Annotated in this window: 22 protein-coding genes; 19 read left to right on the top strand and 3 right to left on the bottom strand. The window is 65.2% G+C overall.

Annotated features, from left to right (window positions below):
* The first annotated feature begins 4 nt into the window (after nucleotides 1-4).
* The 19 genes from nuoH to AC1D2L_RS12460 all read left to right on the top strand — a co-directional run bounded on the left by nuoH (nucleotide 5) and on the right by AC1D2L_RS12460 (nucleotide 18,275).
* Complete coding sequence (nuoH, locus tag AC1D2L_RS12550; RefSeq protein ID WP_476846203.1) at nucleotides 5-1,024, top strand: NADH-quinone oxidoreductase subunit NuoH; 1,020 nt, start codon at nucleotides 5-7, stop codon at nucleotides 1,022-1,024.
* A gap of 52 nt (nucleotides 1,025-1,076) precedes the next feature.
* Nucleotides 1,077-1,565 (top strand): NADH-quinone oxidoreductase subunit NuoI, encoded by a 489-nt coding sequence (gene nuoI, locus AC1D2L_RS12545; protein WP_476846202.1) that lies wholly within the window; start codon nucleotides 1,077-1,079, stop codon nucleotides 1,563-1,565.
* Nucleotides 1,566-1,699: 134 nt separating this feature from the next.
* Complete coding sequence (locus AC1D2L_RS12540) at nucleotides 1,700-2,323, top strand: NADH-quinone oxidoreductase subunit J (RefSeq protein WP_476846201.1); 624 nt, start codon at nucleotides 1,700-1,702, stop codon at nucleotides 2,321-2,323.
* A complete protein-coding gene (gene nuoK / locus AC1D2L_RS12535) occupies nucleotides 2,320-2,628 on the top strand; it encodes an NADH-quinone oxidoreductase subunit NuoK (RefSeq protein WP_476846272.1) in 309 nt (102 codons plus the stop codon). Before AC1D2L_RS12540 ends, nuoK begins: the two co-directional genes overlap by 4 nt.
* A 26-nt stretch (nucleotides 2,629-2,654) precedes the next feature.
* Complete coding sequence (gene nuoL, locus AC1D2L_RS12530) at nucleotides 2,655-4,688, top strand: NADH-quinone oxidoreductase subunit L (protein WP_476846200.1); 2,034 nt, start codon at nucleotides 2,655-2,657, stop codon at nucleotides 4,686-4,688.
* A 4-nt stretch (nucleotides 4,689-4,692) separates the two neighbouring features.
* Nucleotides 4,693-6,204, top strand: coding sequence for an NADH-quinone oxidoreductase subunit M (locus tag AC1D2L_RS12525; RefSeq protein WP_476846271.1), 1,512 nt, complete (start codon nucleotides 4,693-4,695; stop codon nucleotides 6,202-6,204).
* A gap of 9 nt (nucleotides 6,205-6,213) precedes the next feature.
* Nucleotides 6,214-7,644, top strand: a complete 1,431-nt coding sequence (gene nuoN / locus AC1D2L_RS12520; RefSeq protein WP_476846199.1) for an NADH-quinone oxidoreductase subunit NuoN — start codon at nucleotides 6,214-6,216, stop codon at nucleotides 7,642-7,644.
* 128 nt (nucleotides 7,645-7,772) lie between these two features.
* Nucleotides 7,773-8,549, top strand: coding sequence for a biotin--[acetyl-CoA-carboxylase] ligase (locus tag AC1D2L_RS12515; RefSeq protein ID WP_476846198.1), 777 nt, complete (start codon nucleotides 7,773-7,775; stop codon nucleotides 8,547-8,549).
* Between the two features lie 194 nt (nucleotides 8,550-8,743).
* Complete coding sequence (locus tag AC1D2L_RS12510; RefSeq protein WP_476846197.1) at nucleotides 8,744-10,414, top strand: ribonuclease J; 1,671 nt, start codon at nucleotides 8,744-8,746, stop codon at nucleotides 10,412-10,414.
* 184 nt (nucleotides 10,415-10,598) lie between these two features.
* On the top strand, nucleotides 10,599-11,003 hold the full coding sequence (mce, locus tag AC1D2L_RS12505; protein ID WP_476846196.1) for a methylmalonyl-CoA epimerase: 405 nt from the start codon (nucleotides 10,599-10,601) through the stop codon (nucleotides 11,001-11,003).
* 17 nt (nucleotides 11,004-11,020) lie between these two features.
* A complete protein-coding gene (locus tag AC1D2L_RS12500) occupies nucleotides 11,021-11,422 on the top strand; it encodes a RidA family protein (RefSeq protein ID WP_476846195.1) in 402 nt (133 codons plus the stop codon).
* Nucleotides 11,419-11,649, top strand: a complete 231-nt coding sequence (locus AC1D2L_RS12495) for a DUF1467 family protein (RefSeq protein ID WP_476846194.1) — start codon at nucleotides 11,419-11,421, stop codon at nucleotides 11,647-11,649. The genes AC1D2L_RS12500 and AC1D2L_RS12495 overlap by 4 nt, the downstream gene beginning before the upstream one ends.
* 418 nt (nucleotides 11,650-12,067) lie before the next feature.
* Nucleotides 12,068-12,610, top strand: a complete 543-nt coding sequence (locus AC1D2L_RS12490; RefSeq protein WP_476846193.1) for a peptidylprolyl isomerase — start codon at nucleotides 12,068-12,070, stop codon at nucleotides 12,608-12,610.
* 27 nt (nucleotides 12,611-12,637) lie between these two features.
* Nucleotides 12,638-13,270: a hypothetical protein gene (locus AC1D2L_RS12485; protein ID WP_476846192.1), complete on the top strand. Its 633-nt coding sequence runs from the start codon at nucleotides 12,638-12,640 to the stop codon at nucleotides 13,268-13,270.
* Nucleotides 13,270-13,740 carry a peptidylprolyl isomerase gene (locus AC1D2L_RS12480; protein ID WP_476846191.1) on the top strand — a complete coding sequence of 157 codons (471 nt, stop codon included), beginning with the start codon at nucleotides 13,270-13,272 and terminating at the stop codon, nucleotides 13,738-13,740. Before AC1D2L_RS12485 ends, AC1D2L_RS12480 begins: the two co-directional genes overlap by 1 nt.
* Nucleotides 13,741-13,749: 9 nt before the next feature.
* Nucleotides 13,750-14,856, top strand: a complete 1,107-nt coding sequence (queA, locus tag AC1D2L_RS12475; protein ID WP_476846190.1) for a tRNA preQ1(34) S-adenosylmethionine ribosyltransferase-isomerase QueA — start codon at nucleotides 13,750-13,752, stop codon at nucleotides 14,854-14,856.
* A gap of 63 nt (nucleotides 14,857-14,919) precedes the next feature.
* Nucleotides 14,920-15,582 (top strand): tetratricopeptide repeat protein, encoded by a 663-nt coding sequence (locus AC1D2L_RS12470; protein ID WP_476846189.1) that lies wholly within the window; start codon nucleotides 14,920-14,922, stop codon nucleotides 15,580-15,582.
* 180 nt (nucleotides 15,583-15,762) lie between these two features.
* On the top strand, nucleotides 15,763-17,184 hold the full coding sequence (gene der, locus AC1D2L_RS12465; RefSeq protein WP_476846188.1) for a ribosome biogenesis GTPase Der: 1,422 nt from the start codon (nucleotides 15,763-15,765) through the stop codon (nucleotides 17,182-17,184).
* Complete coding sequence (locus AC1D2L_RS12460) at nucleotides 17,181-18,275, top strand: NAD(P)/FAD-dependent oxidoreductase (RefSeq protein ID WP_476846187.1); 1,095 nt, start codon at nucleotides 17,181-17,183, stop codon at nucleotides 18,273-18,275. Before der ends, AC1D2L_RS12460 begins: the two co-directional genes overlap by 4 nt.
* Before the next feature lie 94 nt (nucleotides 18,276-18,369).
* Here the strand turns inward: AC1D2L_RS12460 and AC1D2L_RS12455 are convergent, their stop codons facing one another.
* The 3 genes from AC1D2L_RS12455 to AC1D2L_RS12445 form a co-directional block, all read right to left on the bottom strand.
* Entirely contained in the window at nucleotides 18,370-19,110 is a 741-nt protein-coding gene (locus AC1D2L_RS12455; RefSeq protein ID WP_476846186.1) for an SDR family NAD(P)-dependent oxidoreductase, read from the bottom strand.
* Nucleotides 19,111-19,197: 87 nt separating this feature from the next.
* Nucleotides 19,198-20,670: an amidophosphoribosyltransferase gene (gene purF, locus AC1D2L_RS12450; RefSeq protein ID WP_476846185.1), complete on the bottom strand. Its 1,473-nt coding sequence runs from the start codon at nucleotides 20,668-20,670 to the stop codon at nucleotides 19,198-19,200.
* A 44-nt stretch (nucleotides 20,671-20,714) separates the two neighbouring features.
* Nucleotides 20,715-21,398 carry a CvpA family protein gene (locus tag AC1D2L_RS12445; RefSeq protein ID WP_476846184.1) on the bottom strand — a complete coding sequence of 228 codons (684 nt, stop codon included), beginning with the start codon at nucleotides 21,396-21,398 and terminating at the stop codon, nucleotides 20,715-20,717.
* Nucleotides 21,399-21,439: the final 41 nt, after the last annotated feature.

The following is a 21,439-nucleotide window of genomic DNA, read 5'->3' as shown; positions in this document are numbered from 1 at the left end:
CGCCATGAACTGGGATCTTGTCCTCGACATCGCGATCATGCTCGGCAAGAGCCTGCTCCTGCTCGTCTGCCTTCTGGTCTTCATCGCCTATATCCTGCTGGCCGATCGCAAGATCTGGGCGGCGGTGCAGCTGCGGCGCGGCCCCAACGTGGTCGGGCCCTTCGGCCTGTTCCAGAGCTTCGCCGACCTGCTGAAATTCGCCTTCAAGGAGCCGATCATCCCGTCGGGCGCCAACAAGGGCGTGTTCCTGCTGGCGCCGTTCATCTCCTGCCTGCTGGCGCTGGGCGCCTGGGCGGTCATCCCGGTCGCCGAGGGTTGGGCCATCGCCGACATCAATGTAGGCGTGCTCTATATCCTGGCGATCTCGTCGCTGGGCGTCTACGGCGTGATCATGGCCGGCTGGGCCTCGAACTCGAAATACCCGTTCATGGGCGCGCTGCGCTCGGCGGCGCAGATGGTGTCCTACGAAGTCTCGATCGGCTTCGTCATCATCACCGTGCTGCTCTGCGTGGGCTCGCTGAACCTCACTGCGATCGTCGAGGCGCAGAACACGAGCTGGGGCATGCTGCGCTGGTTCTTCCTGCCGCTGTTCCCGATGTTCGTGATCTTCTTCATCTCGGCCCTGGCCGAGACGAACCGCCCGCCCTTCGACCTGCCGGAAGCAGAGTCGGAACTCGTCGCCGGCTTCATGGTCGAGTACTCGTCGACCCCGTATCTGCTGTTCATGCTGGGCGAATACGTGGCGATCATGACCATGTGCTCGCTGACCACGATCCTGTTCCTGGGAGGCTGGCTGCCGCCGTTCCCGGTGGCGCCGTTCACTTGGCTGCCGGGCGTCTTCTGGTTCGCGCTCAAGGTCTGCCTGGTGTTCTTCATGTTCGCCATGGTGAAGGCCTTCGTGCCGCGCTATCGCTACGACCAACTGATGCGCCTGGGCTGGAAGGTGTTCCTGCCGCTCTCGCTGGTCTCGGTCGTCGTCGTGGCGCTGGTGCTGCAGCTTACGGGATGGGGGCCGGTGCCGTGATGACAGTGCTCTCGTCCACACCGCTTTGGTCGACGCATAAGGATTTTGCGCGATGAGTCTCGCTCAAGCCGCCAGGGGCCTGCTCCTCAAGGAGTTCGTCAGCGCGTTCGCGCTGTCGATGCGCTATTTCTTCAAGCCGAAGGCGACGCTGAACTATCCGTTCGAGAAGGGTATGCTCAGCCCGCGCTTCAGGGGCGAGCATGCACTGCGCCGCTATCCCAACGGCGAAGAGCGCTGCATCGCCTGCAAGCTCTGCGAGGCGATCTGCCCGGCGCAGGCCATCACCATCGAGGCCGGCCCGCGCCGCAATGACGGCACCCGCCGCACGACGCGCTACGACATCGACATGACGAAGTGCATCTATTGCGGCTTCTGCCAGGAAGCCTGCCCGGTCGATGCGATCGTCGAGGGGCCGAATTTCGAGTTCGCGACCGAGACCCGCGAGGAGCTGTTCTACGACAAGGACCGGCTGCTCGCGAACGGCGCGCGCTGGGAACGCGAAATCGCGCGCAACATTGCGATGGACGCGCCGTATCGCTGAGTTTTTTCGGGTCCGTCCGCGCGGTTGTGACTGCCGGCGGGCCTGACTATAGACGCTCCAAACTGCGCGCGACTCTCTTGTCGGGCGTGATTGAAACGAGAGCCGCCCCTCAGGGGCGGAAAGGCTGACCCGAGATGAATGCCGCAGCGGCTTTCTTCTATCTGTTTGCGGGCGTCACCGTCGCTTCGGCGTTCATGGTGGTGACGTCGCGCAACCCCGTTCATTCGGTGCTGTTCCTGATCCTCGCCTTCGTCAACGCGGCGGGCCTGTTCATGCTGCTCGGCGCCGAGTTCCTGGCGATGCTGCTGATCGTGGTCTATGTCGGCGCGGTCGCGGTGCTCTTCCTGTTCGTGGTGATGATGCTCGACGTCGATTTCGCCGAGTTCCGCCAGGGCTTCCTGAACTACCTGCCCATCGGCGCGCTGATCGGGCTGATCTTCCTGGTCGAGCTGCTGGTCGTCGTCGGCGCCTGGGTCATCGACCCGCAGATCGTGCGCACGCCGGTCGCCCCGATCCCCGGCAACATGACCAACACCGCGGCGCTGGGGCAGGTGCTCTACACGCAGTATGTCTATTACTTCCAGGCCGCCGGCCTCGTGCTGCTGGTCGCGATGATCGGAGCGATTGTGCTGACATTGCGCGAGCGCACCGGGATCAAGCGCCAGCATGTGCCCACACAGAACGCCCGGACCAAGGCCGCCGCCATGGACGTCCGCAAGGTGCCGTCCGGCGCCGCCCTGCCGGAGGAGACCGTCTGATGATCGGACTGGGTCATTATCTCGCCATTGGTGCGATCCTTTTCACGCTCGGCGTGCTCGGCATCTTCCTCAACCGCAAGAACGTCATCGTCATCCTGATGTCGATCGAGCTCATCCTGCTCTCGGTCAACCTCAACTTCGTGGCATTTTCGAGCTTCCTGAACGACATCGTCGGGCAAGTGTTCGCGCTGCTGGTGCTGACCGTCGCCGCTGCTGAGGCGGCCATCGGCCTCGCCATTCTCGTCGTCTACTTCCGCAACCGCGGCACGATCGCGGTGGAAGATATCAACATGATGAAAGGCTGAGGCGCCAAAGCGCCCGGATCCGCCCCATGTATCACGCGATTGTCTTCCTCCCTCTGATCGGATTCCTGATCGCCGGCCTGTTTGGCCGGCTGATCGGGGCTCGCGGCTCGGAGATCGTCACGACCTCCCTGCTGATCGTCTCCGCCATCCTGTCCTGGGTCGCGCTCTTCAGCGTCGGCTTCGGCTCCGGCACTACCCGCATCCAGGTCGCGACCTGGCTCGCCTCCGGCGGGCTCCAGGTCGACTGGGCCTTCCGCGTCGACACGCTGACCGTGGTGATGCTCGTCGTCGTCAACACAGTGTCCTCGCTCGTGCACTTGTATTCGATCGGGTACATGCACGAGGATCCGCATCGGCCGCGCTTCTTCGCCTATCTGTCGCTGTTCACCTTCGCCATGCTGATGCTGGTGACCGCCGACAACCTGGTCCAGATGTTCTTCGGCTGGGAAGGCGTGGGCCTGGCGTCCTATCTGCTGATCGGCTTCTGGTACCAGAAGCCCTCGGCCTGCGCGGCCGCGATGAAGGCCTTCATCGTCAACCGCGTCGGCGACTTCGGCTTCCTGCTCGGCATCTTCCTCGTCTTCGTGCTGACCGGCACCGTCGCGTTCGACCAGATCTTCCCGCAGATCTCCGGTCTGACCACGCAGACGTTCCGTCTCCTCGGCTATGAGTGGAACGCGCTGACGATCACCTGCCTGCTGCTGTTCATGGGCGCGATGGGCAAGTCGGCGCAGTTCCTGCTGCACACCTGGCTGCCTGACGCGATGGAGGGCCCGACTCCGGTCTCGGCCCTGATCCATGCCGCGACGATGGTCACCGCCGGCGTCTTCATGGTGGCGCGCCTGTCGCCTATCTTCGAATACGCGCCGGTCGCGCTCACCGTGATCATCGTGATCGGCGCCACGACGGCCTTCTTTGCCGCCACCGTCGGTCTCGTGCAAAACGACATCAAGCGCGTCATCGCCTATTCGACCTGCTCGCAGCTCGGCTACATGTTCGTCGCGCTCGGCGTCGGCGCCTATTCGGCCGGCATCTTCCACCTGTTCACGCACGCGTTCTTCAAGGCGCTGCTGTTCCTCGGCGCCGGCTCGGTCATCCATGCGATGCATCACGAGCAGGACATGCGGAAGATGGGCGGGCTGCGGAAATACATCCCGATGACAGCGGCCGCGATGACCATCGGCACGCTGGCCCTGACCGGGTTCCCGCTCTTCGCCGGCTACTTCTCCAAGGATGCGATCATCGAGAGCGCCTATGCCTCGGTTGGCCATAGCGGCTTCCCGGCGTCCTATGCGTTCGTGCTGCTGGTGCTCGCAGCCTGCATGACCTCGTTCTACTCCTGGCGGCTTTACTTCATGACTTTCGAAGGCAAGCCGCGCTGGGGCGCCGATGCTCATGCCCATGATGTTCACGGCCACGCCGCGCATGGTCACGACGATCATGCCCACGCGGCCCATGCTCATGACGACCACGGCCACGGGCATGGCCATGACCACACGCCGCATGAGAGCCCGGCGGTCATGATGATCCCGCTGGCCCTGCTTTCGCTCGGCGCCATCGCTGCGGGCTTTGCCTTCAAGGACGCCTTCATCGGCCACGGCTACGAGCACTTCTGGAAGGCCTCGCTGTTCACGGGCAAGGACAACCACATCCTGCACGAGATGCACGAGGTTCCCGGCTGGGTCATCGCCTCGCCTTTCGTGGCGATGGTCATCGGCTTCGTGCTGGCGTTCTACATGTACGTGCGGCGCCCTGACGTCCCCGGCAAGATCGCCGCGGCCAACCCGGCGCTCTACAAGTTCCTGCTCAACAAGTGGTATTTCGACGAGATCTACGACTTCCTGTTCGTGAAGCCGGCGATGTGGCTCGGGAAATTCCTCTGGAAGAAAGGCGACGGCTTCGTCATCGACGGCATGGGCCCCGATGGCATCTCGGCTCGCGTCGTCGATGTCACAAACCGCGTCGTTCGCCTGCAGACGGGGTTTGTCTACCACTACGCTTTCGCGATGCTGATCGGCGTCGCGGGGCTGGTGACCTGGTATCTGCTGGCGCGCGGGTGAGATGATGTTCGGTTTCGGTATCCTCACCGGTCTACTGGTCCTGCCGCTGGTCGGCGCGGCCTTCATTTTGGCGCAGCGTGGCGACGAGGCTTCGGTCGCGTCCAATGCGCGCTATGCGGCGCTCGCCTCCACGATCGCGACCTTCGTGCTGGCGCTGGTGGCGTGGGGTCGCTTCGACTCCGCCAATCCCGGCTTCCAGATGGTCGAGACCCATGGCTGGGTTTCCGACGCGATCAAGTTCAAGCTCGGCGTCGACGGCTTCTCGTTCCCCTTCGTGGTGCTGACCGCCTTCCTGATGCCGTTCTGCATCCTGGCGTCGTGGACCTCGATCACGAAGCGCGTGCGCGAATACATGGTCGCGTTCCTGATCCTCGAGACGCTGATGATCGGCGTGTTCGTGGCGCTCGACCTCGTGCTGTTCTACCTGTTCTTCGAGGCCGGCCTGATCCCGATGTTCCTGATCATCGGCATCTGGGGCGGCAAGCGCCGCGTCTACGCGTCGTACAAGTTCTTCCTGTACACGTTGCTCGGCTCGGTCCTGCTCCTGCTGGCGCTGATGGCGATGTACTGGAATGCCGGCACGACCGACATCCCGACGCTGCTCGCCCATCATTTCCCTGCCGGCATGCAGACCTGGCTGTGGCTTGCCTTCTTCGCCTCCTTCGCAGTGAAGATGCCGATGTGGCCGGTCCATACCTGGTTGCCCGACGCGCACGTCGAGGCGCCGACCGCCGGCTCGGTGATCCTGGCCGCGATCCTGCTGAAGATGGGCGGCTACGGCTTCATCCGGTTCTCGATCCCCATGTTCCCGGAGGCGTCGCAGTATTTCGCGCCCTTCGTGTTCGCGCTCTCGGTCATCGCCATCGTCTACACCTCGCTGGTGGCGCTGATGCAGGAGGATATCAAGAAACTGATCGCCTACTCGTCGGTCGCGCATATGGGCTTCGTCACCATGGGCCTGTTCACGTTGACCGAGCAGGGCATCCAGGGCGCCATGTTCCAGATGGTCAGCCACGGGCTGGTCTCGGGCGCGCTCTTCCTCTGCGTGGGCGTGGTCTATGACCGCATGCACACCCGCGAGATCGCCGCCTATGGCGGACTGGTGAACCGGATGCCGGTCTACGCCGTCATCTTCATGGTCTTCACCATGGCCAATGTCGGCTTGCCGGGCACGGCCGGCTTCGTCGGCGAGTTCCTGACGCTGTTGGGCGCTTTCAAGGCCAATCCCTGGGTTGCGCTGATCGCGACGTCAGGCGTCATCCTGTCGGCGGCTTACGCGCTGTGGCTCTACCGCCGCGTCGTGTTCGGCGAGTTGGTCAAGCCCGAGCTCAAGGGCATCACCGATCTCAACAGCCGCGAGATGGTGACGCTGGTCCCGCTCGTGCTGCTGACGATCTGGTACGGCATCCGCCCGGGCACGATCCTGGACGCGTTTGCCGCACCGACTGAAGCCCTCATCAAGAATTATCAGGCCGCACTCACCGCCGCGAAAACGGCGATGCTGGTGGTCCAGTAAGGTCGAGACATGATGACCGTCCCCGCTCTCGGCCCCGCTCTGCCGGAAATCATCCTCGCCCTCGGCGCTATCGTGATGGTGTTGATCGGCGCCATCCAGGGTGAGCGCTCGACGCGCCTGCTCGAAGGCTGCGCCATCGCTCTCTTTGCCGTGGCGCTCGCCGTGGTGCTCTCGGGCGAGGGCAAGCAGATCACCTTCAATGGCGGCTTCATCGCCGACGCCTTCTCGCGCTTCATGAAGGTGCTGACGCTGATCGGCGCCGCCGGCGCGATCATACTGTCGTCGGAGAGCCTGCGCCGCGACGGCTCGATGCGCTTCGAGTATCCGATCCTGGTCGTGCTCGCGACGGTCGGCATGATGATGATGATTTCGGCCAACGATCTCATCAGCCTCTATGTCGGCCTCGAGCTGCAGTCGCTCGCGCTCTACGTCGTCGCCGCCTTCGATCGCGACAACGCCAAGTCGACGGAAGCCGGCCTGAAGTACTTCGTCCTGGGTGCGCTGTCCTCGGGCATGCTGCTCTACGGGGCGTCGCTGACCTATGGCTTCACCGGTACGGTGAATTATGCCGGCATCGCGGCGGCCGTGCAGCATGGCCACCCCGGCCTCGGGCTGATCTTCGGCATCGTCTTCATAGCTGCCGGCGTCGCCTTCAAGATCTCGGCCGTGCCGTTCCACATGTGGACGCCGGACGTCTATGAAGGCGCTCCGACCCCGGTCGCGGCCTTCTTTGCCTCGGCGCCTAAGATGGCCGCCATGGCCATGATGGTGCGCGTCTTCGTCGGCGCCTTCCCGGGCGCGCTGCACGAATGGCAGCAGATCATCATCTTCATCGGCATCGCCTCGATGGCGCTGGGCGCCTTTGCGGCGATCGGCCAGACCAACGTCAAGCGCCTGCTCGCCTACTCGTCGATCGCCAATATGGGCTATGCGCTGGTCGGCCTCGCTGCCGGCACGGTCGGCGGTGTGCAGGGCGTGATCGTCTACATGGCGATCTATCTCGCCACCACGCTCGGCGCCTTCGCCTGCGTGTTGATGATGCGCCGCGACGGCAAGGCCGTCGAGAACATCAACGAACTCGCCGGGCTTTCGCGGACCAATCCGTGGATGGCCTTCGCGCTCGCTATGATGATGTTCTCGCTCGCCGGCATCCCGCCGCTGGCCGGGTTCTGGGCGAAGTTCTACGTCTTCCTCGCCGCCATCGATGCCAAGCTCTACACGCTCGCCATCGTCGGCGTGGTCACCAGCGTGATCGGCGCCTACTACTACCTCCGCCTCGTCAAGGTGATGTATTTCGACGAGCCGAAGCCGGCTTTCGAGACCGTTGGCGCTGGTGTGCGCGGCGTGCTGCTGGTCTCTGCGCTCTTCGTGCTGGCGCTGTCGCTGGCACCTGCGCCCCTGCTCAACTCGGCGGCGGCGGCGGCGAAGTCGCTGTTCTGAGCGACGATTGCTGATCTTGGGCGTTCGAACCGCTGACCGTCATTGCGAATGCAGCGAAGCAATCAAGCTACGTTGCGCTCCGCCTCTCTCAGCATTGCTTCGCTACGCTCGCAATGACAAGGGCTGCGATGCTCGGTGATGGCGCCCGCGCCGCAGGCTATCGCCTGATCGTCCGCGACGAGGTCGCCTCCACGATGGAGGAGGCGCGTCGCGCGCTCCATCAGGGAGATCCCGGCCAGCTCTGGATCGTCGCACGCCAGCAGAATGCGGGACGTGGGCGCCATGGCCGGCAATGGCGATCGCCGCCGGGAAACCTCTATGCCAGCCTCCTGCTGGTCGCGCCTTGCGAACCGGCGGTCGCACCACAGCTCGGCTTCGTCGCAGGGTTGGCCCTGCATGATGCCGCCTCGCGCGTTCTTGGGGCCGCCGGCACCGGGCTGAAGCTGAAATGGCCCAATGATCTTCTGCTCGACCGCGCCAAGACGGCCGGGCTCCTGCTCGAAGGCGAGAGCCGGGCAGGGCGGCTCAATGTCATCCTTGGTATCGGCGTCAATGTGGCCTCGCATCCCGAGGGAACCCCCTATCCCGCGGCCTTCCTCAAGCAGCACCAACCCAAGGTCAGCGTCGAGGCCTTGCTGGCGGCTCTGAGCGATTCCTGGGTCGCACGTTTCTCTGCGTGGTCGCTGCCGGGCGGCTTCGGACCCATTCGGCAGGCCTGGCTGGAGCGCGCGGCCTTCCTCGGCGAGACGATCACGATCCGCCTGCCTGAGGGGGCGCTCACCGGGGTTTTCGCGGGGCTCGACAGTCAGGGCCGCCTGGAACTCGACACGCCGGATGGCCGTCGCACGATCGACGCAGGCGATTTGTATTTTGGTCAGGCCGAGCCGCCGACCTCACCGTCATAGCGAGCGTAGCGAAGCAATCCAGCCTTTGCAGGGCTCACGGTCTCCCCGGATTGCTTCGCCACGCTCGCAATGACGCGTCGAGGTCCGCTCACTCAACCTTCGCGGGCTATGGAGACCTTGCTGTTTGCGTGTTAGGGCTCCCGCATAAAATTCCAGCGCATCGACGCTTTCCACTTGTCCAGTCAGGATTCTACGTGACCCGTTCCAGCGACCAACTCGTCTTCGTTCCTCTCGGCGGCCTCGGAGAGATCGGCATGAACGCCGCCCTCTACGGTTTCGGGCCGGAGGGCAGGCGGAAGTGGATCCTGGTCGATTGCGGCCTGTCCTTCGCCGGGCCCGAAGTGCCGGGCGTCGATATCGTGCTGCCGGATCTGCGCTACATCATCGAAGAGCGCGCGAACCTGCTCGGCATCGTGATCACCCACGCGCATGAAGACCATATCGGCGCGCTCGCAGCGCTGTGGCCCCAGCTGCGGGCTCCGGTCTACTGCACGAAGTTTGCCGCCGGCCTGCTGGCAACCCGCCGCCTGTCCGAGCCGGGCGCGCCGCAGGTGCCGATGCATGTCGTGGCCCAGGGCGGCAGCATCAAGCTCGGGCCGTTCGACATCGAGTTCGTGCCGGTCGCGCATTCGATCCCGGAATCGAACGCGCTGGCGATCCGCACGCCGGTCGGCCTCGTTGTCCACACTGGCGACTGGAAGATCGACCCGACGCCGCAGGTCGGCCTGCCGACCGACGAGAAGCGCCTGCGCGAGCTCGGCGATGAGGGCGTGCTCGCCCTGGTTTGCGACTCCACCAATGTCATGCGCGACGGCACCAGCCCGAGCGAGGCCGATGTCGCGGCCAAGCTCAAGGAACTCGTGCATTCGGCCACCGGCCGCGTCGCCGTCACCACCTTCGCTTCGAACGTCGCGCGCCTGCGTGCCGTGGCCGAGGCCGCGATGGCCGACCAGCGCGAGGTCGTGGTCGTCGGCCGCGCCATGGACCGGGTCATCGATGTCGCGCGCGAGTGCGGCTATCTCGACGGCATACCGGCCTTCCGCTCTGCCGACACCTATGGCTACCTGCCGCGCGACAAGGTCGTGGCGCTGCTGACCGGCAGCCAGGGCGAGCCGCGCGCCGCGCTCTCGCGCATCGCTTCCGATGATCATCCCGAAATCACGCTGACGCCGGGCGACCGGGTGATCTTTTCGTCGCGCACCATTCCCGGCAACGAGAAGGCGGTCGGCACCATCCAGAATGCGCTGGCCCGCGACAATATCGAGATCATCACCGACCGTACCCATCTCGTGCATGTCTCCGGGCATCCGCGTCGCGAGGAGATGGCGCGGCTCTATGGCTGGCTCAAGCCCAAGATCGTCATTCCCGCCCATGGCGAGGACCTGCACCTGTCGGAGCACGCGACCTTCGCGCGCGGCCTGGGCGTCAAGATCGTGGTGCGCGCCGGCAATGGCGACGTGATCGCAATCACGCCCGACGGCGCCAGCAAGATCGACGAGGTCACGCACGGCCGGCTCTACCAGGACGGTACGCTGCTGGTGAATGCGCTGGAAAAGACCATCATCGAACGCCGCAAGCTCTCCTTCGCGGGCATGATCTCGGTCGCGGTCGCCATCGACGCCAAGGGCGGCCTCGCCGGCGATCCCGAGATCGCCGTCCTGGGCCTTCCGCCCCGCACCCGCGACGGCACCGATTTCGACGAGTATGTCGCCGAGGCCGTGTCCGAACTGATCGACGGTATCCCCAAGGCGCGTCGGCGCGATCCCGAGGCGCTTCGCAACGCCCTGGAACGCGGGCTGCGCAGCGCCGTCAACGAGGAGTGGGGCAAGAAGCCGCTGGTGCATGCGCTGGTGATTGAGGTTTAGAGTAGCGCGGTCGAGACAGAGTTCGGCGTCATCCCGGGCCGAAGCGAAGCTTCGTCCCGGGATCCATCCTAGAGCGTCGTTCTACCCTATGATGGACCCCGGAGCTGCGCTGCTACGCAGCTTGTCCAGGATGACGGGATGTTTCCGAACCAGGCTTTGAGCTGCGAACTGCGGAAGAGAAAACATGATCGGACGCCTCAACCATGTCGCCATCGCGGTGAAGGATCTCGCGGCCGCAACCGCGCTGTATCGCGACACGCTGGGCGCCCGGGTCTCGCAACCTCTGCCGCAGCCGGAGCACGGCGTCGTCGTCGTCTTCGTCGAGCTTCCGAACACCAAGATCGAGCTGCTCGAGCCCACCGGCCCGGACTCACCGATCGCCAAGTTCCTCGAACGCAATGCCGATGGCGGCATCCATCACATCTGCTACGAGGTGGACGACATCCTGGCTGCCCGCGACCGGCTCAAGGAGCAGGGCGCCCGCGTGCTGGGCTCCGGCGAGCCGCGCATCGGCGCCCATGGCAAGCCTGTGCTGTTCCTGCACCCGAAGGATTTTTGCGGCACGCTGGTCGAGCTCGAGCAAGCGTGAGCGACGGAGAAGCAGGCGTGATTACATTTTTCGACCAGCCGGAGGCGGGCTCAACTCGCCCCTTCAGCGCCGCGACGCGGGCTGGCGGCCTGATCTTCGTCTCGGGTCATTCCGCGCCGCATGATCCCGAGCGTGGCCTGTTTCGCGGCGATACGCCCGCCGACGAAGTCCGCAACTCACTGGCCAAGATCGCCTCGATCCTCGCTGAAGCTGGCTCCAGCCTCGAGCGCGTCGTCCAGATGACGATGCTGATCACCGATCCGGCCGACTATGCCGCGTGCAATGCGGAGTATGTGAAGCACTTTCCGGGTGGCCTTCCGGCACGGCACACGGCGCGCTTCGGCGTGCCGACGCAGGTGCGCGTCGCTTTTTCATGCATAGCGCTCGCGGGCGATGTCGCGCAGGACGCGCGCTCGTGACCGTCGCTGGCGGACTGGCGGTGTATTTCGTGATCTGGTGGACGGTGCTCTTCGCCGTGCTGCCTTTCGGCGTGCGCAGCCAGGCGGAAACGGGTGACGTCGTCGATGGGACAGAACCCGGAGCCCCTGTGCTGCCTGGACTGGTTAGGAAGGCGCTGATCACCTCTGTGATCGCCGCGATCGTCTTCGCTGGTGTCTGGTATCTGTGGGCCGTGCTCGAACTCTGAGCGTCTCGCCACAAGCGCAAAGCTTGTTGGGAAGGCACAAAGCTTCCTGGGGTACCTTCCAAAAGAAAAAGGCAAGGCCCATGCCTTGCCTTTGGAAGTCTGTTTTTACCGCAGTAGAGGCACGCATCTGGTCGCGCGCGACTCTTCTACTAGGCGGGCGTTTATTCCTCCCAAGACCTGGTCCGCGGCGCTTCGTGTGAACAAAGCGTCTCCAGCGCCATATGATTAGCGGATTGTAACATGCCTGTCACCACTTTAGGCACGCCTCGCCTCAACTTTTTGCAAATTTAATCTTCGATGCACTTGTGCGGTGCAACAAAATGCGAATCTCAGTGCAAACGCGCCTTGTTCCGGCCAAAGGATGCCGCTAGGCGAGAGATGATCCAGCCGGACCCGCCGGTTGCCAAGGAGATCGTCTATGCTGCGCAGCTCTATCGCCGCCCTTGCCGTCATTGCATCGCTCGGCTTCGCCCAGGCGCAGGCTCCCGATCCCAGCAACACGCTGGTGCTGGAGACCAAGAATGGCCCCGTTACGATTCGCCTGCGGCCGGATCTGGCCCCCAAGCACGTCGCGCAGATCAAGGCGCTGACGAAGCAGGGCTTCTATGACGGCATCGTCTTTCACCGCGTCATCGCCGGCTTCATGGCCCAGACGGGCGACCCGACCGGCACGGGCACCGGCAAGTCGGAGCTGCCCAATCTTCCCGCGGAATTCAGCCAGACCCCCTACAAGGTCGGCTCCGTCGGCATGGCGCGTTCGCAGTCGCCGGACTCCGCGAATTCCCAGTTCTTCATCTGCTTCGAGGGCTGCGGCCCGCTGACCGGCCAGTACACGCTGTTCGGCGAGGTCATCTCAGGCATGGACGCCGTCCGCAAGATCAAGACCGGCGCGGCGGGAAGCGGCCAGGTGACCGGGCCCGACAAGATCGTCAAGATGCGCCTCCAGTCGGACGCAAAGTAAGTCCGCGCAAAGCGGCAGGGCAGGGTCATGAACGGCAGTCGCGGCATTCTTCTGGGCCTGTGCCTGCTCCTGGGGACTGGCTCCGCCTGGGCCCAGGACACCCATGACCTCGGTCTGCCGCCGCAATCGGGCTCGCAGTATCCGGTCCTGCCGCCGCCTTCGGGCTCGCAATATCCCGTGCTCCCGCCCGAGTCCGGCCAGCGCTATGCGCCGGGCATCGGCGGACGCTTCGGGCCGAGCCAGCAGCGCCCGGCGGTACCGCGCGGGATTCCCGGGGCAGGCGAGATCGGCCTCTCCGGTTCGCTCTCCCCGACGACGCCGAGCCTGCCGGAGCATGAAGTCGGCAAGATCGCCGAGATCGCGCCGGCCCTGCGTCGCTGCTGGGAGCCGCCGCATCTCGACGGTCCTCATGCCGGCGCCATGGCGACAGTGCGCTTCTCGCTGCGGCGGGACGGTTCGCTGTTCGGCCAGCCCCGCGTCACCTGGGGCACCAAGGGCAGCGATCCCGCATTGCAGGAGCGCTTCACGCAATCTGTCGTCGCCGCAGTCAGGGCCTGCACGCCTCTGAGGTTGTCGCAGAGCCTCGGAGCGAGTATCGCGGGGCGACCATTCTCTATTCGCTTCCACGGCCGTGCGCCGTCCAATGAAAGGCAGATCTGATGTCACTCGATCCTGAGAACACGCTGGTCATGGAAACCACCAAGGGCAAGGTGGTCATCAAGCTGCGTCCCGACCTCGCTCCCGGCCATGTCGAGCGCCTGAAGCTGCTGGCTCGCGAGGGCTTCTATGACGGCATTGTCTTCCACCGCGTCATCGACGGCTTCATGGCCCAGGTCGGCTGCCCGCATGGCACCGGTACCGGCGGCTCCAGCCATCCCGACCTGAAGGCCGAATTCAACGCTCAGCCGCATGTCCGCGGCATCTGCTCGATGGCCCGCTCGTCCAACCCGAACTCCGCCAACAGCCAGTTCTTCATCGTGTTCGACGATGCCCGCTTCCTCGACAAGCAGTACACTGCCTGGGGCGAAGTCGTTGAAGGCATGGAGAATGTCGACAAGATTAAGCGCGGCGAGCCCGTGCGCGATCCCGACACGATCGTCTCGATGAAGGTCATGGCGGACGTCGCCTGATCGCATCCGGTGGACGTAGCACTTTTTGACTTCGACCTACCCGAAGACCGCATCGCGCTGAGGCCCGCAAGCCCGCGCGATGCGGCGCGTCTGCTTGTCGTCAAGCCGGACGCACCTTCGCCCTTCGAGGATCGCGGTATCCGCGACCTCGTCGAGCTGCTGCAGCCGGGCGATGCGCTCGTGCTCAACGACACCCGCGTGATTCCCTCTCGGCTCTACGGCCGGCGCTACCGCGGCGAGACCTCCGCCCGCATCGAGATCATGCTGCACAAGCGCGAGAGCGCCGATCGCTGGCTCGCCTTTGCGCGGCCCGCCAAGAAGCTGAGCGTTGGCGAGACCATCACCTTCGGCGACGACAGCGAGAGCATTGCGTGCGAGCTCGGTCGCCTCCAGGCCGAAGTCGTGGCCAAGGGCGAAGGCGGCGAGGTCGAGTTGCGCTTTGCCTTTTCGGGCCCTGTGCTCGACGAGGCCATCGCCCGTTTCGGCGAGTTGCCGCTGCCGCCCTATATCGCGGGCAAGCGCGCGACCGACGAGGCCGATGCCCAGGACTACCAGACCATGCACGCCCGCGAGGACGGCGCGGTCGCGGCGCCGACAGCGGGCCTGCATTTCACGCCCGATCTGGTCGCGGCGCTGGAGGCACGCGGCGTCACGCGCCATTTCGTCACCCTGCATGTCGGGGCGGGGACCTTCCTGCCGGTCAAGGCCGAGGATACGCAGGAACACCGCATGCATGCCGAATGGGGCAGCGTGTCTGAGCAGACGGCGTCGGCACTGAATGCAGTCCATGCCAAGGGTGGGCGGATCGTCGCTGTCGGGACGACATCGCTGCGGCTGCTCGAAAGCGCTACCGGCGCGAACGGTGTCGTCGCTGCGTTCTCCGGCGATACCGCAATCTTCATCACGCCGGGCTATCGATTCCGCGCCGTGGACCTGCTGCTGACGAATTTCCATCTGCCGCGTTCGACGCTGTTCATGCTGGTTTCGGCCTTCAGTGGTCTCGACATCATGAAACGCGCCTATGCCCATGCAATCGCTGAGAAATATCGATTCTATTCCTATGGTGACGCCAGCCTGTTGCAGCGGGCCGAGCCGGCAGTCCATCCGACCCGCTGATCCGGCTCGCAATCTTGCCGCGAAAATGCTACCCGGCACCCTAACAGGGAACTTCTACTGATCATGGCCGATATCTTTCGCGAAATCGATGAAGAGGTGCGCCGCGACAAGGCGGCCGCCATCTGGAGCAAGTATGGCAACGTCTTCATTGCGGTCGCTGCGATCGCGGTGATCGGCGTCGCCGGCTGGCAGTACTGGCAGCATCGCGAGAGCCAGGCCGCGCAGGTCGTTGGCGCCCGCTTCGAGGCGGCGCTGAAATCCTCGCGCGACGGCAACGGCGCCGAGGCCGAGACGATCCTCAAGGAACTCGCTGAAACCGCTCCGGCCGGCTATCGCCAGATCTCGCGCTTCCGCCTGGCAGCCGAGACGGCCAAGCGCGAGGGCGCTGCAGGCGTCGCCGCGTTTGAGGCGCTCGCCGGCGACGGCTCGCTCGAGCCGCTCTATCGCGAACTGGCCCGCCTGCGCGCCGGCACGCTGAAGGTCGATCTCGCGCCTTACGCCGATGTCCGCACGACGCTGGAGCCACTCGCCACTGCACAGGGCATCTGGCGGCATTCCGCCCGCGAAATGCTCGGCATCGCCGCGCTGAAGGCCAATCTGTTCGAGGATGCCGGGCGCTGGTTCGATGCGATCGTGACCGACCCGCAGGCTCCTGCCGTGCTGCGCCAGCGCACCGATCTCTATCTCGCCGTGGTGCGCGGCGGACCCGTCGAGACCAAGAACTGAGCAACGCTTAAACACACCGAGCTACGCTTAAACACATTGCATCGTCATCCCGGGCGACCGCAGGGAGACCCGGGATCCATTCCTGAGCGTGTCCAGGCTATGGTTCCGGAATAGGCACCGGATCAAAGCCGCTTCGCGGCTTGTCCGGTTCGACGGCTGCACAGGATTAGTTGGAAACGCATGACCGCAATCGTCGCCATTATCGGCCGCCCCAATGTCGGAAAATCGACATTGTTCAACCGACTCGTCGGCAAGAAGCTCGCGCTCGTCGACGACCGGCCAGGCGTCACCCGCGACCGTCGCGAAGGCGATGCCGCGCTCGGCCATCTGCGCTTCAAGATCATCGACACCGCCGGCCTCGAGGAAGCCGACAAGGAGTCGCTCGCCGGCCGCATGCGCGCCCAGACCGAGGTGGCGATCGAGCAGGCCGATGTCATCCTGTTCATGATCGACGCGCGGCTGGGGCTCACCCCGATGGACCAGCCCTTTGCCGACCTGGTGCGCCGTTCCGGCAAGCCCGTGATCCTGCTGGCCAACAAGGCCGAGGGCAAGAAGGGTCTGGACGGCATTTTCGAATCCTACGCGCTGGGTCTCGGCGACCCTGTGCCGTTCTCCGCAGAACACGGCGAAGGCACGTCCGACCTGCTGGAGGCGCTGGCGCCTTTCGTCGATGTCGAGCCGGAAGAGGAAGAGGCGTTCGACGAGAGCTATGGCGATAAGCGCTGGGTCGAGGCGCCCGCGGCCATCACCGACGAGGAAGCCGAATACAGCGACCCCAGCAAGCCGCTGCGCGTCACCATCATCGGCCGCCCCAATGCCGGCAAGTCGACGCTGGTGAATCGCATGATCGGCGAGGAGCGCCTGCTGGTCGGCCCCGAGGCCGGCATCACGCGCGACACGATCTCGGTCGACTACGAATGGCGTGGCCGTCCCGTCAAACTCTTCGACACCGCCGGCATGCGCAAGCGCGCCCGGATCGAGGAGAAGCTCGAGAAGATGTCGGTACAGGACTCGCTGCGCGCGATCCGGTTTGCCGAGGTCGTGGTCGTGCTGCTGGATGCAACGATCCCGTTCGAGAAGCAGGACCTCACCCTGGTCGACCTGACCGAGCGCGAAGGCCGTACGGTGGTCATCGGCCTCAACAAATGGGATCTGGTCGCCGACAAGCACGGCCTGCTGGCCGAGCTCAAGGAAAAGGCGACCCATCTGCTCGCGCAGGTGCGCGGCGTGCCGATCATACCGCTCTCGGGTCTCGCCGGCGAAGGCATCGACCGTCTGATGCAGGCCGTCTTCTCCGCCTACGACGTCTGGAACCGGCGCGTCTCGACCGCCAAGATCAATCGCTGGCTAGAAGGCGTGCTTTCGGCCCATCCGCCACCAGCCGTGGCCGGCCGGCGCATCAAGATCCGCTACATGACGCAGGCCAAGGCGCGTCCGCCGACTTTTGCGCTGTTCGGAAACCAGCTCGACCACCTGCCGGTGTCCTACACCCGCTACCTGGTCAACAACCTGCGCGAGGCCTTCGAGCTGCCGGGCACTCCGATCCGCCTGTATACGCGCGGCGGCGAGAATCCCTACGACAAGAACAAGCGGGCGGGATGAAAGTCGGTGTCGTCGGGGCCGGGATTTCCGGCCTCTCCACCGCCTGGGCGCTAAACAAGCGCGGCCATGATGTGACGCTGATCGAACAGGCGGAGCGGATCCCCAATCCCTTCGCCGCCTCAGGCGATCAGCATCGCATCATCCGGCGAGCCTATGGCGGGGAAGACGGCTACGCCCGCACGATTACCGAGGCCTTCGAGGCCTGGGACGAACTCTGGCGCGATCTCGGGCGCCAGCATTACGCGCCCTGCGGCGTGCTGGGCATCTCGCAGACCGAAGGCGACGAGGGCGAGGAACATCGCCACGGCCTCGACCGCCTGAATTCGCCCTATGCGCTGTTCGATGCGCCGGAAGCTGCGCGGCGCTATCCGTTCCTCGATGCCGCGACCTTCCGCTACGCTTATCTCAGCGCCGAGGGCGGCGCGTTGTTTCCCGCCCGCATAGCCGCCGACATGGTCGCTCTACTGCGCGAGCGCGGTGTCGCGATCCGCGAGGGTGCGGCAGTCGAAGCGATCGACGCCGATTCCGCGACGCTCGTCCTGACCGGACAGACGCTCGCCTTCGACAGGATCGTCGTCACGGCCGGAGCCTGGGCGCTGCGCCTCCTGCCGGAGCTTGGAGACGTGCTGACGACCCATCGGACAGCGGTTGCCTACCTTGACCCACCTGACGACCTCAAGGCGGCCTGGCGCGCTGCGCCGGTGATCGTCGATGTCGGTGGAACGGTCGATGGCTATGTCCTGCCGGCGATCGACGGCACCGATCTGAAGGTCGGCGCCGGCGTCCACAGGCGGGCGATGGAGCCCGATGTCGATCGCGCGCCACGGCCGGGCGAGGGCGAGGTCATCCGCGACTACTTCTCGCCGCCCTTCGCGCGGATCGCGGAGTACGGCGTCAAGCGCGTCGCGAGCTGTGCCTATACTTTCACGGAAGACCGGAAGTTTCTGTCGCGCCGGATCGGCGGCGTGATCGCGGTCTCGGCCTGCTCGGGGCATGGCTACAAGTTCGGCTCCGCCGTCGGACGCCGGGTGGCTGCCGCAGTCGAGAGCGGGGACGATGCCGGGCTTCTGCGCTGGTTGCGGGCGGAATAGGGCGCGCAGCCCGGTGGCGCCCGGGGAGGGGCGCCGTGCATGTCCTGAAAACAGTCCCAGGTCCGCGTTTCGCTGCGCGTGGGACTGAAGAGGCCTACGCCGGGCGCTGAGGCGTCAGGACCTTGCCCTGCGGGAAATCGAAGATCTTTCCCGTCTCGTTCCATGCCGGCGAGGCCAGCTCGACCAGGTGCGGTGTGAGCTCCTCCGGCGTGCGCAGGGTCATCGGATCCTCGCCTGGCATCGCCTCGGCCCGCATCCGGGTCCGCAGCGGGCCCGGATTGACCAGCATCACCTTGAGCGGCGTCGTCACGGTCTCGGCGGCATAGGTGCGCGCCATCGCCTCGACGGCGGCCTTGGAGATCGCATAGGGCCCCCAATAGGCGCGGCAGCTATGGGCAGCGCCCGACGACATCACGATCACCCGAGCCGATGGCGAGGCCTGAAGAGCGGGCTCCACCGATTTCAGCAGCCGCCAGTTGGCCGTGACGTTGGTGTCGAAGACTTTTGTCCAGTCCTTCGAGGTCGCGTGGGTCAGCGGGGTCAGCGGCCCCAGGATGCCGGCATTGGCGAGCAGGATGTCGAGCCGGCCCCAACGCTCGAGCAATGCGGGCCCGAGCTTTTCGATAGCGGCCTCGTCGCCGAGATCGACGGGGACCAATGTCGTGGTGCCGCCGACCGCGTTGATCTCGTCGTCAAGTTCCTCGAGCCCGCCGGAGGTGCGGGCGAGGGCGACGACATGCGCGCCGGCCGTGGCGAAGGCCAGCGCTGCCGCACGGCCGATGCCCCGCGACGCCCCGGTGACGAGCGCGATGCGCCCTTGCAAAGGCTTGGTCATGTGTTCCGCTAGCTCGCTTTGTTCAACCGCGAGGCATGGCGGGTCTCCGTGGAGGACCCGCCTCTGCTCTTCCTGATGTCGCGTGGATCAGCCGGCTTCGGCAAGCAGCGAGATATGCTGCTTGGCGCTCTCACCGACCATGTCGGTCAGCGAGGTCGGGTAGTCGCCGGTGAAGCAGTGATCGGTGAACTGCGGCCGGACGGGGTCGCGACGCTCATGACCCATGGCGCGATAGAGGCCATCGACCGAGATGAAGGCGAGCGAATCGGCTCCGACGAACTCGCGCATCTCCTCGAGCGAATGGGTCGCGGCGAGCAGCTTCTCGCGGTCCGGCGTGTCGATGCCGTAATAATCGGGATGGGTGATCGGCGGCGAGGAGATGCGGAAATGCACTTCCCGGGCGCCGGCCTCGCGCATCATCTTCACGATCTTGAACGAGGTCGTGCCGCGCACGATCGAGTCGTCGACCAGCACGATGCTCTTGCCCTCGACGACCGAGCGGTTGGCCGAGTGCTTCAGCTTGACGCCGAGCTCGCGGACCTTCTGCGTCGGCTCGATGAAGGTGCGGCCGACATAGTGGTTGCGGATGATGCCGAGCTCGAAGGGAATGCCGCTGGCCTGCGAGTAGCCGAGCGCGGCCGGCACGCCGGAATCCGGCACGGGCACGATCACGTCGGCATTGGCCGGGGCTTCCGCCGCCAGCACCGCGCCCATCGCCTTGCGGCGCTCATAGATGCTGCGGCCCTTCACGATGGAGTCCGGCCGGGCGAAGTAGATGTACTCGAAGATGCAGGGGCGCTCGACCATCGGCGGGAAGGGTTTGTGGCTTTCGATGCCGCTCTCCGAGATGACGACGACTTCGCCATTCTCGATCTCGCGGACGAACTTCGCCCCGATGATATCCAGCGCACAGGTCTCGGAAGCCAGGATCGGGCAGCCGTCGAGATCGCCCAGCACCAGCGGGCGAATGCCGAGCGGATCACGCGCGCCGATCAGCTTCTTGTTGGTCATGCCGACGAAGGCATAGGCGCCCTCGATCTGGCGGATGGCCTCGACGAACCGGTCGATGAAGCGCGGCTTGCGGCTGCGCGCCACGAGCTGGAGCAGAACTTCGGTGTCGGAGGTTGACTGATAGATCGCGCCGTCGCGGACCAGGTTGCGGCGCAGCGTGAGGCCGTTGGTCAGGTTGCCGTTATGGGCGACTGCAAAGCCGCCGCCATGCAGTTCGGCGAAGAGCGGCTGGACGTTGCGCAGGATGGTCTCGCCGGTGGTCGAGTACCGGACATGGCCGATCGCCTGCGAACCCTTGAGCTGGTCGATGACCGAGGCTTCCGAGAAGGCATCGCCGACGAGCCCGAGGCGCCGCTCGGAATGAAAGCGCGTGCCGTCGAACGAGACGATTCCGGCGGCTTCCTGGCCGCGATGCTGCAGGGCGTGCAGGCCGAGCGCGGTCAGCGCGGCTGCGTCGGCATGACCATAGATGCCGAATACCCCGCACTCCTCCCGCAGCCGGTCGGCATTGGGGTCGAAGGCGGTATCGGTCTCGATCTGCGGCTTCATCGCGGGCTCCATGCGCTGAGACAGGGCTTTCATCTACGCGCGAATTAGGGACGGGTTGGGGCAGGCGTCGTGGGCCTGGTGGAATCGATCACGCGCTGGAGCGCCTGACGGTCGTTGGCATTGGGGACTTCGGTGCGACGCTGCGGATCAGCCGTGGGGCTAGCCGGGGGACGCGGCTCTTCCGCAGGGGCCTCGGTCGGCTCGTCGCCGGTCTTGGGCTTCAGCATCTTCTTGATGACGTCGGAGTTGATGTCCTGCGGCAGCATGGTCAGCAGCGTACGGCCGGTTTCCTCGAGGATCGGCTTGGCCTTGGCTTCCTTGGCCCATACCGGCTGCAGCTTCTCCGGCACCAGGGCGGTAAAGAACAGGTAGCCGATCACGGCGAGCAGCAGGCCACGGCCGGCGCCGAAGACGAAGCCGAGCGTACGGTCGAGCGCGCCGATGCGCGAATCCAGCACGAAGTCCGAGATGCGCGCCGTCAGCAGCGAGACCACGATCAGCGTGACCAGGAACAGCGCCGCGATCGAGGCGATCAGCGCGATCGTATCGTTGGGGATGTACTGCTTGGCGATAGGCAGAAGCTGTGGATGGAAGATCCAGGCGACCGCAGCAGCGGCGACCCAGGATGCGATCGCTAGCACTTCGCGGGTCAAGCCGCGCACGGCTGCGAGCAACGCCGAGATCAATACCACGCCGATGACGACGAGATCGAGGATGGTGACTGGCATTGTAAAGCCGCTTCGCTAGGAATTCAGGAAGGCCGGCATTA

Source organism: Allobosea sp. P1_B10, assembly GCF_056406735.1.
This window is presented reverse-complemented; position numbering and strand designations above follow the sequence as displayed.

What these genes read in the sequence shown, in the direction of transcription:
- nuoI (WP_476846202.1), top strand. Translation starts at nt 1,077, where the DNA reads ATGAGTCTCGCTCAAGCCGCCAGGGGCCTGCTCCTCAAGGAGTTCGTC.
- AC1D2L_RS12455 (WP_476846186.1), bottom strand. Translation starts at nt 19,110, where the DNA reads ATGACCAAGCCTTTGCAAGGGCGCATCGCGCTCGTCACCGGGGCGTCG.
- AC1D2L_RS12540 (WP_476846201.1), top strand. Translation starts at nt 1,700, where the DNA reads ATGAATGCCGCAGCGGCTTTCTTCTATCTGTTTGCGGGCGTCACCGTC.
- AC1D2L_RS12445 (WP_476846184.1), bottom strand. Translation starts at nt 21,398, where the DNA reads ATGCCAGTCACCATCCTCGATCTCGTCGTCATCGGCGTGGTATTGATC.
- AC1D2L_RS12515 (WP_476846198.1), top strand. Translation starts at nt 7,773, where the DNA reads ATGCTCGGTGATGGCGCCCGCGCCGCAGGCTATCGCCTGATCGTCCGC.
- nuoN (WP_476846199.1), top strand. Translation starts at nt 6,214, where the DNA reads ATGATGACCGTCCCCGCTCTCGGCCCCGCTCTGCCGGAAATCATCCTC.
- AC1D2L_RS12485 (WP_476846192.1), top strand. Translation starts at nt 12,638, where the DNA reads ATGAACGGCAGTCGCGGCATTCTTCTGGGCCTGTGCCTGCTCCTGGGG.
- AC1D2L_RS12490 (WP_476846193.1), top strand. Translation starts at nt 12,068, where the DNA reads ATGCTGCGCAGCTCTATCGCCGCCCTTGCCGTCATTGCATCGCTCGGC.
- AC1D2L_RS12460 (WP_476846187.1), top strand. Translation starts at nt 17,181, where the DNA reads ATGAAAGTCGGTGTCGTCGGGGCCGGGATTTCCGGCCTCTCCACCGCC.
- mce (WP_476846196.1), top strand. Translation starts at nt 10,599, where the DNA reads ATGATCGGACGCCTCAACCATGTCGCCATCGCGGTGAAGGATCTCGCG.
- nuoL (WP_476846200.1), top strand. Translation starts at nt 2,655, where the DNA reads ATGTATCACGCGATTGTCTTCCTCCCTCTGATCGGATTCCTGATCGCC.
- purF (WP_476846185.1), bottom strand. Translation starts at nt 20,670, where the DNA reads ATGAAGCCGCAGATCGAGACCGATACCGCCTTCGACCCCAATGCCGAC.
- AC1D2L_RS12525 (WP_476846271.1), top strand. Translation starts at nt 4,693, where the DNA reads ATGTTCGGTTTCGGTATCCTCACCGGTCTACTGGTCCTGCCGCTGGTC.
- AC1D2L_RS12470 (WP_476846189.1), top strand. Translation starts at nt 14,920, where the DNA reads ATGGCCGATATCTTTCGCGAAATCGATGAAGAGGTGCGCCGCGACAAG.
- nuoH (WP_476846203.1), top strand. Translation starts at nt 5, where the DNA reads ATGAACTGGGATCTTGTCCTCGACATCGCGATCATGCTCGGCAAGAGC.
- der (WP_476846188.1), top strand. Translation starts at nt 15,763, where the DNA reads ATGACCGCAATCGTCGCCATTATCGGCCGCCCCAATGTCGGAAAATCG.
- AC1D2L_RS12480 (WP_476846191.1), top strand. Translation starts at nt 13,270, where the DNA reads ATGTCACTCGATCCTGAGAACACGCTGGTCATGGAAACCACCAAGGGC.